The sequence below is a fragment of the Variovorax sp. Root473 genome (assembly GCF_001426505.1).
Classification (GTDB): Bacteria; Pseudomonadota; Gammaproteobacteria; order Burkholderiales; family Burkholderiaceae_C; genus Variovorax.
Genome location: NZ_LMEV01000002.1, coordinates 192540 through 209554 on the forward strand (window position 1 = coordinate 192540; position 17015 = coordinate 209554).

Annotated in this window: 14 protein-coding genes; 3 read left to right on the forward strand and 11 right to left on the reverse strand. The window is 67.5% G+C overall.

Translation table 11 applies throughout. From position 1 onward, the window contains the following. Positions 1-2 precede the first annotated feature (2 nt). The 5 genes from ASD34_RS03630 to ASD34_RS03650 all read right to left on the reverse strand — a co-directional run bounded on the left by ASD34_RS03630 (position 3) and on the right by ASD34_RS03650 (position 6121). Positions 3-656, reverse strand: coding sequence for a sulfite oxidase heme-binding subunit YedZ (locus ASD34_RS03630; protein WP_056573239.1), 654 nt, complete (start codon positions 654-656; stop codon positions 3-5). 31 nt (positions 657-687) lie between these two features. Beyond that, entirely contained in the window at positions 688-1701 is a 1014-nt protein-coding gene (gene msrP, locus ASD34_RS03635; RefSeq protein WP_056572823.1) for a protein-methionine-sulfoxide reductase catalytic subunit MsrP, read from the reverse strand. A 116-nt stretch (positions 1702-1817) separates the two neighbouring features. Beyond that, complete coding sequence (gene ccsB, locus ASD34_RS03640) at positions 1818-3137, reverse strand: c-type cytochrome biogenesis protein CcsB (RefSeq protein WP_056572826.1); 1320 nt, start codon at positions 3135-3137, stop codon at positions 1818-1820. Beyond that, positions 3134-5329 (reverse strand): cytochrome c biogenesis protein ResB, encoded by a 2196-nt coding sequence (locus tag ASD34_RS03645; protein ID WP_056572829.1) that lies wholly within the window; start codon positions 5327-5329, stop codon positions 3134-3136. Before ASD34_RS03645 ends, ccsB begins: the two co-directional genes overlap by 4 nt. A gap of 120 nt (positions 5330-5449) precedes the next feature. Next, positions 5450-6121, reverse strand: coding sequence for a c-type cytochrome (locus tag ASD34_RS03650; protein WP_056572834.1), 672 nt, complete (start codon positions 6119-6121; stop codon positions 5450-5452). A 71-nt stretch (positions 6122-6192) separates the two neighbouring features. Here ASD34_RS03650 and yihA point away from each other — a divergent pair, with 71 nt between their 5' ends. Both yihA and ASD34_RS03660 read left to right on the forward strand, forming a co-directional pair. After that, the gene (gene yihA, locus ASD34_RS03655) at positions 6193-6939 is read left to right on the forward strand and encodes a ribosome biogenesis GTP-binding protein YihA/YsxC (protein WP_056572837.1); all 747 of its coding nucleotides are present in this window, start codon (positions 6193-6195) and stop codon (positions 6937-6939) included. Positions 6940-7029: 90 nt separating this feature from the next. Further along, on the forward strand, positions 7030-7941 hold the full coding sequence (locus tag ASD34_RS03660) for an alpha/beta fold hydrolase (protein ID WP_056572840.1): 912 nt from the start codon (positions 7030-7032) through the stop codon (positions 7939-7941). A 95-nt stretch (positions 7942-8036) separates the two neighbouring features. On the opposite strand, the gene ASD34_RS03665 is transcribed toward ASD34_RS03660, so the two are convergent. Together ASD34_RS03665 and ASD34_RS03670 are read right to left on the reverse strand one after the other, a co-directional pair. Further along, a complete protein-coding gene (locus ASD34_RS03665; protein WP_056572843.1) occupies positions 8037-8921 on the reverse strand; it encodes a lipid A biosynthesis acyltransferase in 885 nt (294 codons plus the stop codon). Further along, positions 8918-9814: a lysophospholipid acyltransferase family protein gene (locus ASD34_RS03670; protein WP_056572846.1), complete on the reverse strand. Its 897-nt coding sequence runs from the start codon at positions 9812-9814 to the stop codon at positions 8918-8920. Before ASD34_RS03670 ends, ASD34_RS03665 begins: the two co-directional genes overlap by 4 nt. A 233-nt stretch (positions 9815-10047) precedes the next feature. Here ASD34_RS03670 and metK point away from each other — a divergent pair, with 233 nt between their 5' ends. Continuing rightward, entirely contained in the window at positions 10048-11232 is a 1185-nt protein-coding gene (gene metK / locus ASD34_RS03675) for a methionine adenosyltransferase (RefSeq protein WP_056572848.1), read from the forward strand. 70 nt (positions 11233-11302) lie between these two features. Here metK and ASD34_RS03680 read toward each other — a convergent pair whose 3' ends face one another. From ASD34_RS03680 to ASD34_RS03695, 4 genes are read right to left on the reverse strand one after another with little or no spacing between them, the layout of a single operon-like run. Beyond that, positions 11303-13429 (reverse strand): TonB-dependent receptor, encoded by a 2127-nt coding sequence (locus ASD34_RS03680; RefSeq protein WP_056572851.1) that lies wholly within the window; start codon positions 13427-13429, stop codon positions 11303-11305. Positions 13430-13466: 37 nt separating this feature from the next. After that, the gene (locus ASD34_RS03685; RefSeq protein WP_056572854.1) at positions 13467-13679 is read right to left on the reverse strand and encodes a hypothetical protein; all 213 of its coding nucleotides are present in this window, start codon (positions 13677-13679) and stop codon (positions 13467-13469) included. Continuing rightward, positions 13676-14878, reverse strand: a complete 1203-nt coding sequence (locus ASD34_RS03690) for a PepSY-associated TM helix domain-containing protein (protein WP_056572856.1) — start codon at positions 14876-14878, stop codon at positions 13676-13678. Before ASD34_RS03690 ends, ASD34_RS03685 begins: the two co-directional genes overlap by 4 nt. Positions 14879-14910: 32 nt before the next feature. After that, positions 14911-17007 (reverse strand): TonB-dependent siderophore receptor, encoded by a 2097-nt coding sequence (locus ASD34_RS03695; protein ID WP_056572859.1) that lies wholly within the window; start codon positions 17005-17007, stop codon positions 14911-14913. Positions 17008-17015 lie beyond the last annotated feature (8 nt).

The window sequence follows — 17015 nt, forward strand, 5'->3', positions numbered from 1 at the left end:
TCTCAGCCGGTGCGCAGCGGCTTCTCGCTGCTGCGCACGGCCACCGCCGGCTTGGCCTGGCGCTTGCGCGCGAAATTCCAGACGCGCCACGCCAGCAGCACCCCGATGATCGCGGCGTAGACGAACACTTCCGCAAAGTTGTTCTTGCCCGCACGCATCCAGAAGAAGTGCAGCAGCCCGAGCCCCGCGATCACGTAGACCAGCTTGTGCAGCAGCTGCCAGCGCTTGGCGCCCAGGGCCTTGATCGCGCGATTGAATGATGTGGCCGCCAGCGGCGTCAACAGCACGAAGGCCGAGAACCCCACCAGGATGAACGGCCGCTTGGCGATGTCCTTGGCGATCTCGCCCCACTCGAAGCCCATGTCGAACCAGCTGTAGCACAGCAGGTGCAGCACCACGTAGAAGTACGCGAACAGGCCCAGCATGCGACGCAGCCGTGCCAGCGCATTGAGCTTGGCAATCACGCGCAGCGGCGTCACCGCCAGCACGATGCAGATGAAGCGCAGAGTCCAGTCGCCCGTCGCGCGGATCAGGAACTCGGCCGGGTTCGCGCCCAGGCCGTCGGTGAATGCGCCGTAGGTCAGCCGAGCGAACGGCAGCAGGCACAGCAGGAAGACGACCGGCTTGGTCACCGGGTGCATGAGCAGCTTGTTCAGCATGGCGCGAGAACCGGGCGAGCGCGCCCGCTCAGAAGTTCTTCTTCAGGTCCATGCCGGCGTAGAGCTGGCCGACCTGCGCCTCGTAGCCGTTGAACATCTCGGTCTTGCGCCGCTTCGCGAACAGGCCGCCGCCGTCGCCGATGCGGCGCTCGGTCGCCTGGCTCCAGCGCGGATGGTCGACGGCCGGGTTCACGTTCGAATAGAAACCGTACTCCTGCGCGGCGGCCTTGTTCCATGCGGTGCTCGGCTCTTTCTCGACGAAGCGGATCTTGACGATCGACTTGGCCGACTTGAAGCCGTACTTCCATGGCACCACGAGGCGCACCGGCGCGCCGTTCTGGTTGGGCAGCACCTCGCCGTACATGCCGAAGGCCAGCAGCGTGAGCGGGTGCATCGCCTCGTCCATGCGCAGGCCCTCGGTGTAGGGCCAGTCGAGCACGCGCGAGCCGACGAAAGGCATGGTCTTCGGGTCGGCCAGCGTCACGAACTCGATGAACTTGGCATTGCCCTGCGGCTCGACCTTCTTGATGAGCTCTGCCAGCGAGTAGCCCACCCACGGGATCACCATCGACCAGCCCTCGACGCAGCGCAGGCGGTAGATGCGCTCTTCCTGCGCGCTGAGCTTGAGCAGATCCTCGATGCCGTACTTGCCCGGCTTCTTGACCAGCCCCTCGACCTCGACGGTCCACGGCCGCGTCTTGAGCGTGCCGGCGTTCTTCACCGGATCGCCCTTGTCGACACCGAACTCGTAGTAGTTGTTGTAGCTGCTCGCGTCCTTGTAGTCGGTGAGCTTTTCCATGGTCTGCGCGCCCGGCACGGCCGACCTCGCGCCCGGCAGCAGCGCCAGCTTGTGCGGGCCCGTGCCCTGGGCGAAGGCCTCGCGCCCCGCGAAGGTGGCGAGCGCAGCGCCGGCAGCGCCACCGGCCATCAGCTTGAGCAGCTCGCGCCGGCCTTCGTAGGCCGCGCGCGGCGTGATCTCGCTCGACAGCGGGTGGATGAAACCGCTGGTGTCGCGACGGTGCGAACGGGAAGGAAACGACATGACAGGCCTTTCGCGTGAATCGTTGTGCTCAGGGTAGTTCGTGACTGGCCCCGGTTCGGTTACGCGCCATCGCGGCGCGTGGTTTCAATTCTTCGCGAAAGGCGCAGAACCTGCGCTCAGAGCGTGCCGTAGCTGTGCAGGCCGCTCAGGAACATGTTCACGCCCAGGAAGGCGAAGGTGGTCACGGCCAGGCCGGCCAGCGCCCACCAGGCGGCGACGGTGCCGCGCAGGCCCTTCACGAGGCGCATGTGCAGCCAGGCCGCATAGTTGAGCCAGACGATCAGCGCCCAGGTTTCCTTCGGGTCCCAGCTCCAGTAGCCGCCCCAGGCATCGGCCGCCCACAGGGCGCCGAGCACGGTGGCGATGGTGAAGAAGGCGAAGCCGACGGTGATCGACTTGTACATGACGTCGTCGAGCACCTCGTTGGCCGGCAGGCGCGCCGCAATGCGCTTGCGCCCCAGCAGGATGCCCGCGGCGATCAGCGCCGAGATGCCCGCGTAGATCACCCAGTAGCTGCCGCCGGCTTCCTGCACGCGCTGGCGGAACGCCACCGGCACGAAGCACAGCGCCACGCCCAGCAGCCAGATCGGCGTGAGCTTGTACCAGCGGGTTTCGCTCGCCTGTTCCTTGATGAGGTAGGCGAAGGCGACCATGGCTGCGAGCGCGAAGGTGCCGTAGCCGATGAAGTTGGCGGGCACGTGCAGCTTCATCCACCAGCTCTGCAGCGCAGGCACCAGCGGCTGGATTTCATGCGCCTCGCGCACGATCGTGTACCAGAGCAGGAAGCCGACCGCCGCGCTGACCACCAGCATCACAAAGGCGCCGAGCGCGCGCGTGTTGTAGCGCTCTTCGAAGTAGAGGTAGAACGCGGCCGTCAGCCAGCAGAACAGCACGAACACTTCGTACAGGTTGCTCACCGGGATGTGGCCGATGTCCGGGCCGAGCTGGTGGCTTTCGTACCAGCGCACCATGGTGCCGATCAGCGCCATGGTCACGGCCGCCCAGGCCAGGCGCGAGCCGATCAGGTCGAAGGTGTCGGCCTGCTGCTTGCCGGCCACAAAACCGATCCAGTAGAACAACGTGCTCATGAAGAACAGCACGCTCATCCAGAGGATGGCCGACTGGCTCGAGAGGAAGTACTTGAGCCAGAACACCGAGTCGGCGCGCGCCAGATCGCCCTGGTAGGAACTGATGGCCAGCAGCGAGGCCGCGGCCACCACCAGCGCCAACACCCTCAACGGACGCCAGAACCAGCAGATGCCGATGACCGAAACCAGCGCCGCCACCAGGATCGGCTTCTCGTAGCTGTCCATCGAGCCGGCATGGCGCATGAAGGCGAACGCGCCGCCGGCCAGCACCAGCGCCGCGAACACCCAGTCGAACAGGTTGCGGCGGGAGAGCCAGCTTTCGTGGAGCGTGAGGGTCGTGGTGTTCATGGTGACGCCGGTTCTTCTTTCTTCAGGGCGAGCAGCTTGTCCTTCAGATGCTCGAATTCGCGATCGCTGTCCAGGGTCTTGCGGTTGACCGAGAACGCCATCGTGGCGACGGTTTCGCTGGTGTCGCGGCCGTCGTTGTCTCCAGAGCCGCCGCCGGGTGTCAGCCACACCCACAGGCGGCGCTCGCGCACGTACAGCATGGCAAAAATACCGATGATCAGCAACAGACACCCCAGATAGACGATGTTCTTGCCAGGGGCGCGCGCCACCTGGAAGACGCTGGCCTGCACCTGGGTGAAGTCAGTCATCATCATCGCGACCGGCGCCGGGTAGAAGTGCGCGTCGCTCAGGGCCAGCACGGCCTGCGTCAGGTAGCCCTGCGATTTCTCGTCGTTCGGCAGCGCAGCCAGGCCGGCGCTTTCGCGGCTCAGGTTGAGCACCTCGAACAGCACGTCGTTGAGGATGCGCACCAGCACCGTGCCGGCGCGCTCGCGCTCGGCCTCGGGCACGTTGGCTTCCATGAACTCGGCAATCGCCTGCCAACCGCCCTGCGACGCCGCGTCGGCCCTGGCGCGCTCGGCGCCCGAGAACAGCGCCAGCGCACGGGCGGCCGACACGCGCAGCTGCTCGGCCATTTCGGGGCGCTTGGGGTCGGTCGCCTTGGCGATGTAGCGCTCGACGGCGCGCTCGCGCGTGGCGGCATCGCCCAGCGCGGTGCGCATGCGCACGAAGCCGTCCATCGAGCCCTGCTCGTCGGCCGGCACGCGCAGGTAGCGGAACGGCTCCTCGGGTTTTTCGCGCATGCCCAGCAGGAACACCGGCTGGCCGTCGCCGGCGTCGACCGGCACCATGTAGTTCTGGTATTCCCGCGCCTGGCCCGCCGCATCGCGCAGCTTGTAGCCGATGCTCGGGCCGATGTTGCGCAGCACCTTGGGCTTGTTGGTCTTGTTGGCGGCGCCCAGGCGCGACTCGATGCCGTGGCGCAGGTCGACCTTGCGCACGTCGGCGCCGCTGCTCAACGCCCCGTTGGCGCCGCCATCGGCGAAGTTCTCGACGTTGATCACGCGCAGCGCGGCGTATTCCAGCGTGAGCTTGTCCTTGCCGTTGGTGATCTCGGTGCTCGGACCGCCGATGATGCCCTCGACCTCGAAGGGCTTGGCCGCGGCCGCCATCGGCACCGCCTTGAGCTTCACCGTGGAGCCGCCGTCGTCGAAGCTCGACTGGTAGATCTCCACGCCCTTGTAGCTGGCCGGATGGTTCACCTCGATGCGCGCGGGCACCTGCTCGCCGGTCTCGCGGTCGTGCAGCACCACCTCGCTGGCGAACAGCTTGGGCATGCCGGTCGAGTAGTAGTCGACGATGAACTTCTTCAGCTCGATGGTGAACGGCAGCTCCTGCAGCAGCACGCCGTCGGCCTGGTTCAGGATGGCCACGTTGCCGCGCCCGCCCTCGGGCACGAGGATGTTGCCGCGGAAAGTCGGGTTGGCGGTCGACAGGCGGTGCTCGGGCGCCACGTCGGCGATCATGCCGCCGCCCGTGAACACGCTCTTGCCGTTGAACCAGGTCTGGGCGCGCACCACCAGGTCGCCATCGAGCAGGCCGCCGATGCACACCAGCACGATGGCGCTGTGGGCTGCGATGTAGCCCAGCTTGTGGGCGCCGCCGGCGCGCGCCGCGACCATCCAGCCGGCCGCGGCCTTGCCGTCGGCGCTGGCGTTGCGCTGCTGCAGCTTGACCTTCCAGCCGCCGCTCACGAGCAGCTGGCCGATGCGGTTGGCCGCCATGTCGGGCGTTTCCGTCAGGCGGTTCTCGGCACGCTGGCCGAAGGCCTTGAGGCTCTGCGCGCGGATGTCTTCCTTGAGGGTGCGCAGGTCGATCAGGATGCGCGGCGTGTTGCGCGCGACACACAGCGACGTGCTGATCACCAGGAACAGCAGGATCAGCAGGAACCACCAGGCGCTGTAGACCGAATCGAGCCGGGCCGCGCGGAACAGCTCGGCCCAGAAGGGCCCGAACTGGTTGATGTAGTTGTTGATCGGCTCATGCTGCTTGAGCACGGTGCCGATGATCGAGGCGATGCAGATGACCGTGAGCAGCGCGATCGCGAAGCGCATCGACGACAGCAGCTCCACCGCGGCGCGAAGCAGCTGCGGGCCGCGATGCACGCGAAGGCCATGGGTGGAAACGGTCATCGGAAGGGAGCCAGGAAAGGGGAAAAAACAAAAGGGCGGGCCATCCTGCTGGATCGGCCCGCCCTTTGTTTGGGATTTTTATCGGCGGTTAGTTCACGCTGAAAAGCGCGACAGCGGAGATCAGCGCAGGCCGGCGATGTAGTCGGCGACGGCCTTGATTTCGCGGTCGTTGAGCTTGGCGGCCACGCCGTTCATGGGCGCGCTGTTCAGGCGGACGTTGTCGCGGAAGGCCACGAGCTGGGCCACGGTGTAGTCGGCGTGCTGGCCGCCCAGGCGCGGGTACTGGGCCGGCAGGCCGGCACCGTTCGGGCTGTGGCAGCCGGCGCAGGCGGGGATCTGGCGATCGCCGATGCCGCCGCGGTAGATCTTCTCGCCGAGGGCGACCGTGTCCTTCTCCTTCGAGAAGCCCGGCTTGATCTTCTTGGAGCCGACGAACCAGGCGATGTTGCGCATGTCTTCTTCGGACAGCGCCGAGGCCAGCGGCTTCATGATCGCGCTCTTGCGCTTGCCGGACTTGAAGTCCTGCAGCTGCTTGAGGATGTATTCGGGGTGTTGTTGCGCCAGCTTGGGGTTGGCTGCGATCGCCGAGTTGCCATCGGCGTTGTGGCACGAAGCACAACTCTGGCTGTTGGCCGGCGTCGCGTTGAACAGCGTATCGCCCTTGGCGGGATCGGGCTTGGCCGGCTTGGCGGCCGCCGCTGCAGGGGCGGCGGCATGCTCATCGGCTGCAAAACTCGCGCTGGTTGCGACGCCCATGAGGGCTGCAAGCAGAATATTGGCAAACAACTTCATATCGGGGGCTTCGAATTTATGGCGCAAAACCCCGCGATTCTACAATGGCGCCCCGTTCCGAAAGCCCATAGATGACTTCCCCGCGCGCCAAGTCCGCCGCTTATCCTCCCCGCGCGGCCCCTGCCGCGGACCCGCAGGTCGCTGAACGCGAGCGCGTGGCACTGGGTTGGCTTCACACCGCCCACTTCCTGACCAGCGCTCCGCAGCTGGAACACCTGCCCCCGGTCGATCTGCCCGAGATCGCTTTTGTCGGCCGCTCCAACGCCGGCAAATCGACCGCCATCAACACCCTGACGCAGCAGACGCGCCTGGCCTTCGCCTCGAAGACGCCGGGCCGCACGCAGCACATCAACCTGTTCGGCATTGGCAAGCAGAAGGTCGACGACGCCGTGCTGGCCGACCTGCCCGGCTATGGCTACGCGGCCGTGCCGAAGGAAGCCAAGCTGCGCTGGCAGCGCGTGATGGGTAACTACCTCATGACGCGCGAAAGCCTGCGCGGGGTTGTCCTGATGTGCGATCCGCGCCACGGTCTGACCGAACTCGACGAAATCCTGCTCGACGTGATCCGTCCGCGTGTGCAGCAAGGTCTCAAGTTCCTGATCCTGCTGACCAAGTCGGACAAGCTCACGCGCAGCGAAGCCGCCAAGGTGCTGTCGATTACGCGACTGAACGCCGGCGGCGGCGAGGTCAAACTGTTCTCGGCCCTGAAGAAGCAAGGGGTCGGCGAGGCCGCCGAGCTGCTGTGGCGCTGGGTGCATCCCGACGACGCTGCCGCGGCACCGACGCCCCCTGAGCCGCCACCGGCCGAAGACGCCTGATGCGCTAGAGGAACCGGCTGCATCGAGCGCCTCGCCTGCGAAGTTCACTATCAAAAGAATAGCGACAGTCAACCCAAGGAGACACGAAGCATGATCGAGACCTTCCAACGCAGCCTGCCCAACGGCACCACCCTGAGCTGCCGCGCCGCCGGCAAGCCGGGCCGGCCGCTGATGGTGTTCCTGCACGGCTTTCCCGAGGCCGCGTTCATCTGGGACGAGCTGCTCGCCTATTTCTCGGACCCGGCCCACGGCGGCTACCGCTGCGTGGCGCCCAACCTGCGCGGCTTCGAGAAGTCCAGCGCCCCCAAGGAAGTGGCCGACTACAAGGCCCACCTGCTGATCCAGGACATCCAGCAGCTCGTCGCCACCGAGAGCGCCGACGGCACGATGGCCGCGCTGGTCGCCCACGACTGGGGCGGCGCCTTCGCCTGGGGCTACGCCAACGCCTTCCCGCAGCAGGTCGGCAAGCTGGTCATCATCAATTCACCGCATCCGGGCACCTTCACGCGCGAGCTGCGCAACAACCCGGCGCAGCAGCAGGCCAGCGCGTACATGAACTTCCTGGCGCGCCCCGACGCCGAAGCCCTGCTCGCGGCCGACGACTTCAAGCGCATGTGGCCCTTCTTCCTGCTGATGAAGGCCGGCCCCGACGGCTTTGGCTGGCTCACCGAAGAAGTGAAGCAGCAGTACCGCGAAGTCTGGAGCGCGGGCCTGACCGGCGCCTGCAACCTGTACCGCGTGACGCCGATGAAGCCGCCGATGCCGGGGCAGACCATCGACGGCATTCCGGTGCTGCCGCGCGAACGCCTCACGGTGAATGTGCCGACCTTCGTGTTCTGGGCGCTCGACGACGCAGCACTGCTGCCGGGCCTGCTCGATGGGCTCGAAGACTACGTGCCCCAGCTCGAGGTCAAGAAGGTGCCGAACGCCACCCACTGGATCGTGCACGAGCAGCCGCAGCTGGTCGCGCGCGAAATCGAAGGCTTCCTGGCCCGCAATTGAGGCGGCCGCCGCCGGGCCGCTCCAAGGCGGGCCGCGCCTCCCCCTCGGGGAGTGGAGTTACACGCAGCGAAGCGAAGTGAAAAGCCGGGGGGCTTTCAATAAATCGGAGGCTCGCCCTCGGGGCGGGTCTTGAAGCGCCGGTGTACCCAGTAGTACTGGGACGGCATCGTGTCGATGTAGCCCTGCAGGCGCTCGTTCATGAGCGCCGTGTCGGCCTCGACGTCGTCGGTCGGGAAGTTCTGCCACGCCGGCAGCACCCGGATCTCGTAGCCGCCGGGCGTGAGCTTCGCCACGACCGGCACCACCTTGGCCTTGCCCAGTCGCGCGAAGCGCGACAGCGACGGCACGGTGGCCGCCTGCACGCCGTAGAACGGCACGAAGATGGTCTGGTCGCGCCCGAAATCCATGTCGGGCAACAGGTACAGCAGGCCGCCTTTGCGCAGTCCCGAGAGGATGGGTTTGATGCCGTCGACGCGGTTGAGTGCCGCCACGTCGCCGAAGCGCGTGCGGCCTTCGCGGATCCAGGCGTCGACCATCGGGTCGCGCTGGGTCGTGTAGATCGTGGCCGAGGGGCGCGCCGTGTGCATGGTGAGCGCCGTGGCTGCGGCATCGAGCCCGTAGAAGTGCGGCGCGAACAGGATCATCGGCGCATCGCCCTCGGCGATCTCGCGGATTTCCGGCGCCGAGCCAACGATCTTCAGCCGGCTCTTCACCACCTGTTCGGGCGCATGCCAGAGCCAGCTGCGGTCCAGCCACGACTGCGCAACGAAGACGAAGGTCTCGCGCGCGATGGCGCGGCGCTCGGCCTGCGATTTTTCGGGGAAGCACAGGGCCAGGTTGCGGTCGACCACGCGCCGCCGCGGCACGGCGATGGTGTGCAGCAAACGGCCAAGGGCCCTGCTGAAGCCGCGCACGAGCGGCAGGGGCATCGGTGCCAGCACCCGCATGAAGCCGATGCCGAGTCGGGAGCTCAGGCTCATGGCGCAGCCCCTCCGGCAGCAGCCACCACCGCCGGCTCGCCGCGCGGCTCCTTGTAGCGCGCGTAGTCCCAGACGTACTGGCCCGGCAGGCTGTGGATGAGGCGGCCGATGCCATCGTTCATGGCAGCAGCAGCGTCTTCGATGGACGCATGGGGGTCGGTGAGCGCGGTGCCGACGATCGGCTCGAAGCGGATCACGTAGCCCGCGCCGCGCGGCAGGCGCTCGCACACGCTGAGGAAGCAGGCGGCGCCGGTCTGTTGGGCCAAACGGGGAAGCAGGGTCATGGTGTACGCGGGGCGGCCGAGGAAAGGCGCCCACACGCCCTGCCCCAGCGGCGGCACCTGGTCGGGCAGGATGCCGGTGTAGCCGCCGCTGCGCAGCGTGCGGATCAGGCCGCGCACGCCGGTGTTGTTGGTCGGCAGGGTCTGCAGGCCGGGCCGGTCGCGCGAGCCCGCGGCGATCAGGTCGGCCATCCATTTCTTGCGCGCCGGGCGGAACAGCGCGGTGATTGGCCCGAAGGTCTCCAGGAAGCGCTCGCCGATGGCCTGGCCGCACATTTCCCAACTGCCCAGGTGCGGCGCCACCAGGATCACGCCCTTCTTCGCGCGCATGGCGGTCTCGAACGCCTCGACGCCTTCCCAGCGCACCACGCGCGTCAGCACGCTCTCGCCTTGCGGGCGCAGCCACAGCCAGGGCAACTCGGACGCCATGTGGCCGGCGGCAGCGATGGCGGGGCGGTACTGCGCGGGCGAGAGGCCGGCGCTCTCGGCGTTGGCCTTGAAGCGGCGGCGGTAGTCCGGCGCGCACCACCAGACCAGCCATCCCAGCAAGGCACCGAGCCGATGCATCAACGGCATCGGCACGCGGGCAAGCAGGCGGAACAGGGTGATCATTGAACGGGGAGGGAGGCAGAGTCAGGGAGCGTCAAAAGGCGCAGGCGCGCGCATGGTATTGCGCGGCTCGAATAGAATGCAAATTGTCGCCGAGTTACGGAACAACTTGCAGGGCGACACCCACAAGCGCGCAGGCGATTGTGTCCCGTCGATACCTCGACATCTGCTAAAGCGTTCGCCAGGGCTCCGCAGAGTTGGCAACGCGCCAATTGCAACTTCAAGGAGTGACCACAGTGGCGAACGACTTTCTCTTTACCTCCGAATCGGTCTCCGAAGGCCATCCCGACAAGGTCGCGGACCAGATCTCGGACGCGATCCTCGATGCGATCTTCGAGCAGGACCCCCGCAGCCGCGTCGCCGCCGAAACGCTGACCAACACCGGCCTCGTGGTGCTCGCCGGCGAGATCACGACCAACGCGCACGTCGACTACATCCAGGTCGCGCGCGACACCATCAAACGCATCGGCTACGACAACACTGACTACGGCATCGACTACAAGGGTTGCGCCGTGATGGTCTGCTACGACAAGCAGTCCAACGACATCGCCCAGGGCGTGGACCACGCGAGCGACGACCACCTGAACACCGGCGCCGGCGACCAGGGCCTGATGTTCGGCTACGCCTGCGACGAAACGCCCGAGCTGATGCCCGCGCCGATCTACTACGCGCACCGCCTCGTGGAGCGCCAGGCCCAGCTGCGCAAGGACGGCCGCCTGCCCTTCCTGCGCCCCGATGCCAAGAGCCAGGTCACGATGCGCTACGTGGACGGCAAGCCCCACAGCATCGACACCGTGGTGCTCTCCACGCAGCACAGCCCCGACCAGAGCGAAACGCCGACCAAGATGAAGGCCTCGTTCAACGAAGCCATCATCGAAGAGATCATCAAGCCCGTGCTGCCCAAGGAATGGCTGCAGAACACGCGCTACCTGATCAACCCGACCGGCCGCTTCGTCATCGGCGGCCCGCAGGGCGACTGCGGCCTCACGGGCCGCAAGATCATCGTCGACACCTACGGCGGCGCCTGCCCGCACGGCGGCGGCGCGTTCTCCGGCAAGGACCCCTCGAAGGTCGACCGCTCGGCCGCCTACGCGGCGCGCTACGTGGCCAAGAACATCGTGGCCGCGGGCCTGGCGCGCCAGTGCCAGATCCAGGTGGCGTACGCCATCGGCGTGGCCCAGCCGATGAACATCACGGTCTACACCGAAGGCACGGGCGTGATCCCGGACGAGAAGATCGCCGAACTCGTGCGCGAGCACTTCGACCTGCGCCCGAAGGGCATCATCCAGATGCTCGACCTGCTGCGCCCGATCTACCAGAAGACCGCCGCCTACGGCCACTTCGGCCGTGAAGAGCCCGAGTTCACCTGGGAAGCCACCACGCAAGCCGCCGCACTGCGCGCTGCAGCCGGCCTCAAGTAAGCACACCGCGAGCGCCTGACGCCCAAAGGCCCGCCGTCCCCTCGGGCGGCGGGCCTTTGTCATGGCGCGCTCAGAAGCGGTACGCGCCGCTCAGGCCGACTGTCCAGTTGCGGCCCGGCGCGGGCTCGTAGAAGCGCGCGTTGCCTTCGTTGACGATGACCGAGCCCATGTAGCGCCGGTCGAACAGGTTGTCGACGCGCGCGAAGGCATTGAAGTCCCAACGCTCCCACTTCTTCAGGTAGCCGGCGTACAGCGCCGCCACGGCATAGCCGTGTGCGCTGGCGGTGTTCAGGTCGTTGGCCTGGATGCGGCTCAGCGCGCGCATCTCGACACCCGCGCGCCAGCCCTCGGGCGGCACCCAGCCGAGCGAAGCGAACAGCGACTGCCGCGCGATGCCCGGGATGCGGTTGCCTGCGTTCACCGCGTTGCTGCCGGCGCAAGGCGACGGCGAGCAGAACGCATCGCGGTACGTCGCGTCGAGCCACGTGTAGGCGACCTGCGTGCGCCAGTGGTCGGCCGTCTCGTGCTGCCACCCCAGCTCGAAGCCGTTGCGCCGCGTGCGCCCGGCGTTCTGGAACGTGGCGCGGCCGCCGCTGTTGGTGGCGGTGACGATCTCGTCGCGCGTGCGCGTGTGGAACAGCGCCGCCGTCAGCAGGCCGCCGGCCAGCCGCGCCTTCGCGCCCACCTCGAGGCTGTCGTTCACCGAAGGCCGCAGCCCGAAGTTGAGTCCGCTGGCGCCGCCCGGGCGGTACGACAGCTCGTTGAGCGTCGGCGTCTCGAAGCCCCGGCCGACCGAGCCGTACAACGCGAGATCGGGCGTGGCCTGGTAGCGCAGCGAGGCCACGGGCAAGGTCTTGCTGTAGCTCGCGCTGCCGCTGTCGTCGCGGTTCGCACCGCCGATGTACAGGTCGTGCGAATCGAAGTGCACGCGGCTGCGGCGCACGCCGGCCTCGAGCGTCCAGCGCTCGGCAAAGCGCCAGGCGGCCTGGGCGTAAGGGTCGAGGTTCCAGACCTCGTTGCGCTCGTTGCGGCGCAGTCGCCCTTGCACGCCCAGTACCTGCGCCGCCGTGGGGCCTTGGTAGTTCTCGTAACCGCGACGCCGCTCGCGCAGGCTGTCGTAGCCCAGGCCCGCCACGAGGTCGAACGGCCGGTCGGCCAGTTGCAACGCGGCGGTCCAGCGCAGGTCGACGCCGCCGTACTGGCGCGTGAGGTCGATCACGCCGCCCGCATGCAGCGGGCTCTGCTGCGCCGACGGCGGGATCGACTGGAACTGCACGGTCTTGCGCTCGCCGCCATAGACCATGAACTGCAGCGCCTGCCCGGCACTGAGCCGCCGCTCGTAGCGCAAGCCGACCTGCGTCTGCTCGACCGTCTTGCGCGTGTCGTACTGCAGCGCGAGCGGTGCCTTGCGCGGCGCCTGCGCCACCTGCTCGGCCGTCAGGCCCAGCGGGTCTTGCGCCTCGATGCGCACGCTGTTGAACACGAGCGTGAGCTTGTCGCCGTTGTCGAGCGCGACGCCCAGCTTGCCGTTGGCGATGTTGCGCTGCGCGGCGCTCTGCTCGCGCCAACCATCGGTGCGGAAGTGGCTCGCGCCGAGCAGGTAATCGACCGCGCCCTGCGAGCCACTGACCTGCAGCGACTGGCGCCAGCTGCCGAAGCTGCCGCCGGCCAAGCCATAGGACAGGCGCGGCGCGCCCTCCCCCGAGGCCGTGAACGCCTGCACCACGCCGCCCGACGAATTGCCGTACAGCGCCGAGAACGGACCGCGCAGCACCTCGACGCGGTCGACCGAGCCGATGTCGATGTTCGAGGTCTGTCCCTGCCCGTCGGGCAAGGTCGCGGGAATGCCGTCGACGTACAGGCGCACGCCGCGCACGCCGAAGGTCGAGCGCGCGCCGAAGCCGCGCACCGACAGCTGCAGGTCCTGTGCGTAGTTCATGCGGTTCTGCACCTGCAGGCCCGGCACGGTGCCGAGGCTTTCCGAAAGGTTGACCTGCATCCGGCTGTCGCGCATCTCGTCGCCATCGACGCGATCGACCGAGCCGGGCACAAGAAACGGAGACAGCGTGCCGCGCGGCGTGGAAACGGTGACATCGCGCAGCGTGCCGGCCGGCACCGCTGCGGGTTGCTGGCCATGCACGGCCAGCGGAGCGCCCAGGATCAGCAGGCGAAGCGGGTAAGAGAGTGCGGCATTCATCGGCACCGATTCTGCGTCGGCGCCCTGCCCCTTGCGCCTAGCGCGAACCCGCGCGCGGCGAGCGGCGCCAGCCGTACCAGGCGCACACGAGCACCGGAATACCCAGGCCCGCCCAGGCCACCATGTCGCCGAGGCCGCCGTCGCTGAACAGCGCGGTGATCAGGCCGATGGTGGTCAGCACACCCATCACGATCGGCCAGCCCCACATGCGCCAGAAGGACTGGTGCGATGCCTTGTGGTGCGCCGTCATGCCTGCACCTTCATGGCCGGTGCCGGTTCGGGCTGCGGGCCCGGTGCCGAAGGTGGCGCGCGCCCCGGGGCAGGCGCCGCGCCCGGGGTCGTCCGCGCGGGCACCGTGTTGCCGCGCTTGAGCCACAGGTACAGGCCGCTGCCCAGCACGATGATGGTGGCGATGTCGAGCAGCGCCCACAGGATCTGCATCGGCATGCCACCGTAATCGCCGAAGTGCAGCGGCTGCGACACCAGCAGCGCCGTGAGATACCAGGGCAGTTTCGGCGCCGCCGTGATCTCGGTGGTCTTCGCATCGACCAGCACCGGTTGCAGCAGCTTCGAGGTGAAGGGCTCCTTGCCCTGCAGGAAGAAGGTGGTGTGGTGCGGGCTCGAGAACGCGGTGCCGGGGAAAGCGATGAATGACAGCCGATTGCCCGGCGCGTGCTGCATTGCCGCGTCATACGAGCGCTGCACCGAGCCGCGTTCGCCCACGGCGACCACGGGCTCGTTCTTGTAGGGGGCCAGCAGCGTGGTGAGCTGGTCGTACTGCCAGTACTTGATCACCAGGTCGGCCCAGGTGTTGATCATGCCGGTGGCACCGACCACGAAGAGCCACACCAGGGTGACGATGCCCAGCAGGTTGTGCAGGTCGAGCCACTTCAGGCGGGGCCGCTTCTCGCGGCGCACGGTGCCGAAGTCGAGCTTGCGCATGAACGGCGAATACAGCACCACGCCCGAGACGATCGCCACCAGCAGCAAAAAGCCCATGAAGCCAAGGAACAGCTTGCCCGGAAGACCCGCGAACAGGTCGACGTGCAGCTTGAACATTACGTACATGAAGCCCTCGTCGAACTTCGGCTGCGCGAGGATGACGCCGGTGCGGGCATCGACCGCAACCGACTTGAAGTCGTCGGTGGGTGCGGGCGTCGGCGTGAGCGTGACGAACCACAGGCCGTCGTCGTCCTCGGGATGCGAGACGAACTGCACCACGCGATCGGGGTGCTGAGCACGCGCCACTTCGAGCACGCGGTCCAGGCTCACGCGCGGCGTGTTCGCCGGCATCTTCGGCGCCTCGACCTCGGTGCCCAGCAGATGGCCGATCTCGTGATGGAAGATCAGCGGCAGCCCGGTGATGCACAGCAGCAGCATGAACACCGTGCAGACAAGGCTGCTCCACTTGTGCACCCAGGCCCAGGTCTTGATCTTTCGGCTGTCCATGTCGTCGTCGTGCGTGGTTGCGTGAAAGGGGGTTAGAAGCGGTAGGTGGCGCTCGCCACGATGTTGCGTCGCGCACCGTACCAGCAGTCACCGCGCGACAGGCAGGTGCTGAAATACACCTTGTCCGTCACGTTGTTGATGTTGAGCGCATAGCGCCAGTTGGCCGTATCGTAGGCGAACACCAGGTCGGCCAGTGCCACGCCCGGGATGCGCGGACCGACGCCGAACTGGGTGTCGCGGAACGAGCTCATCACGCGCACGCCGGCCCCCGCCGAGAAGCCGCTCATGCCGGCCACCGAGAACTTGTACTTCGCCCAGAAGCTGGCCTGGTGCTTGGGCAAGCCCTCGATCTGCGCATCGGCGTCGGTGTAGTTGTAGTGCGCGACCAGGTCGAGGTTGGCCCCCACCGAACCCTTGGCCTCCAGTTCCACGCCCTTGGTCTTGGTCAGGCCGCGCTGCGAGAACACCTTCGGCTGCTCTTCGACGATCTGGTTCTTCTCGCGCAGGTCGTACACCGCGGCGCTGAAGGCCAGGGCGCGGTCCTTGGGCTCGTACTTGACGCCCGCCTCCCACTGCTCGCCACGCAGCGGCGAGAAGATGCGCCCGTCGCGCGGCGACTGCGGCGTGAACGATTCGCTGTAGCTCAGGTACGGCGACCAGCCCGAGGGATGGGCGTACATCACGCCCAGGCGCTTGGTGGTGGCGCTGCTCTTTTGCTCTTCGCTGCCCACGGCACTGGACACGGCCCGGTCATGGCGCAGGCCGGCCACGAAGATCCAGTTGTCGAGCTTGATCTGGTCCTGCAGGTACACGCCGGTCTGGCGCTGGCGGGTGCGCGGACGCGCCGCACGCTCGGGCTCGTCGAGGTGGCCGTACACCGGCGCATAGATGTCGATGGTGTCGGCCGTGGTGCCGCCCCAGACGTTCTCGCGCTGGCGCGCGAAGTCCGCGCCCACGAGCAGCGTGTGCTTGAGCGCGCCGGTCTGGAAGTGGCCTTCGACGTGGTTGTCGAGTGTCTGCGTGCGGTTGCGCGTCAGCTGGCTGTCGTAGTAGCGGGCCAGCACGCGCTTGAAGATGGGGTCGGTCGACCAGCTGTCGAAGCCACTGAACGCGCCGCCGTAGTGGTAGCGGTTGTCGTTTTCATTTTTCGCGTAGCGGAAGTTCTGGCGCACGGTCCAGCTGTCGTTGAACTTGTGCTCGAACTGCCAGCCGAAGGTCTTGCGCTCGCTGTTGTAGTAGTCGCCGGGCTCGCCGATGAAGCGGCTGGCCGGCACGCGGCCGAACGGGGCCGGCAGCAAGGTGCCTTCCCATGGCAGGAACTGTGAGCTGCTGCCGCTCTTGTCTTTTTGCCACAGGCCCTGCAGCGTCAGCGAAGTCGCCGCGTTGGGGCGCCAGGTCAGCGACGGCGCGATCACGCTGCGGTCGTCGGGCACATGGTCCACTTGCGAATCGGACTTGCGCTGCAGCGCGATCAACCGGTACGACAGCGAACCATCGGCGTTCAGCGGACCGGTGAGATCGGCCTGCAGCTGCTTGCGACCGAAGCTGCCAAACTGCACGCCCACCTCGCGCTGGGCCTCCTGCAGCGGCCGCTTGCTGACCATGTTGACCACGCCCGCCGCGGTGCCCGCGCCGAACAGCATGCCCGAGGGGCCGCGCAGCACTTCGAGGCGCTCCAGCGTGTAGGGCTCGGTGCGCGTGGTGCTGGTGTAGTAGCCGTAGGCTTGGCGCAGGCCGTCCAGGTAGATGTCGGGGTAGGCGCCGCGCACGCGGATCGAGTCGGTCCGCGAATCGACACCGTAGGCATCGGAGCGCACGCCTGCGGCGTAGTTCAGCGCCTCCTGCAGGTTGGTCGCGCCCTGGTCGACCATCTGGTCGCGCGTGACCACGGTGACGGACTGCGGCGTCTCCGACAGCGGCGTGTCGGTCTTGGTGGCGGTGACGGCGTTCTTCGCGCGGTAGCCGATCACGGGCGTGGTGGCGGTTTCGGCCTCGGCGTTCGCATCGACGCGCACTTCCGGGAGCGAGCCCGTGCCGCTGGTTTGCGCCAGAACGTGCTGCTGCGCGTAGATCGCCAGACAGCCCACCAGCACCGAAGCGGCCTTGCGCCGCGCCAAGATTCTTGCCATTTTCCGCT

What these genes read in the sequence shown, in the direction of transcription:
- msrP (WP_056572823.1), bottom strand. Translation starts at nt 1,701, where the DNA reads ATGTCGTTTCCTTCCCGTTCGCACCGTCGCGACACCAGCGGTTTCATC.
- ccsB (WP_056572826.1), bottom strand. Translation starts at nt 3,137, where the DNA reads ATGAACACCACGACCCTCACGCTCCACGAAAGCTGGCTCTCCCGCCGC.
- ASD34_RS03645 (WP_056572829.1), bottom strand. Translation starts at nt 5,329, where the DNA reads ATGACCGTTTCCACCCATGGCCTTCGCGTGCATCGCGGCCCGCAGCTG.
- ASD34_RS03650 (WP_056572834.1), bottom strand. Translation starts at nt 6,121, where the DNA reads ATGAAGTTGTTTGCCAATATTCTGCTTGCAGCCCTCATGGGCGTCGCA.
- yihA (WP_056572837.1), top strand. Translation starts at nt 6,193, where the DNA reads ATGACTTCCCCGCGCGCCAAGTCCGCCGCTTATCCTCCCCGCGCGGCC.
- ASD34_RS03660 (WP_056572840.1), top strand. Translation starts at nt 7,030, where the DNA reads ATGATCGAGACCTTCCAACGCAGCCTGCCCAACGGCACCACCCTGAGC.
- ASD34_RS03665 (WP_056572843.1), bottom strand. Translation starts at nt 8,921, where the DNA reads ATGAGCCTGAGCTCCCGACTCGGCATCGGCTTCATGCGGGTGCTGGCA.
- ASD34_RS03670 (WP_056572846.1), bottom strand. Translation starts at nt 9,814, where the DNA reads ATGATCACCCTGTTCCGCCTGCTTGCCCGCGTGCCGATGCCGTTGATG.
- ASD34_RS03680 (WP_056572851.1), bottom strand. Translation starts at nt 13,429, where the DNA reads ATGAATGCCGCACTCTCTTACCCGCTTCGCCTGCTGATCCTGGGCGCT.
- ASD34_RS03685 (WP_056572854.1), bottom strand. Translation starts at nt 13,679, where the DNA reads ATGACGGCGCACCACAAGGCATCGCACCAGTCCTTCTGGCGCATGTGG.
- ASD34_RS03690 (WP_056572856.1), bottom strand. Translation starts at nt 14,878, where the DNA reads ATGGACAGCCGAAAGATCAAGACCTGGGCCTGGGTGCACAAGTGGAGC.
- ASD34_RS03695 (WP_056572859.1), bottom strand. Translation starts at nt 17,007, where the DNA reads ATGGCAAGAATCTTGGCGCGGCGCAAGGCCGCTTCGGTGCTGGTGGGC.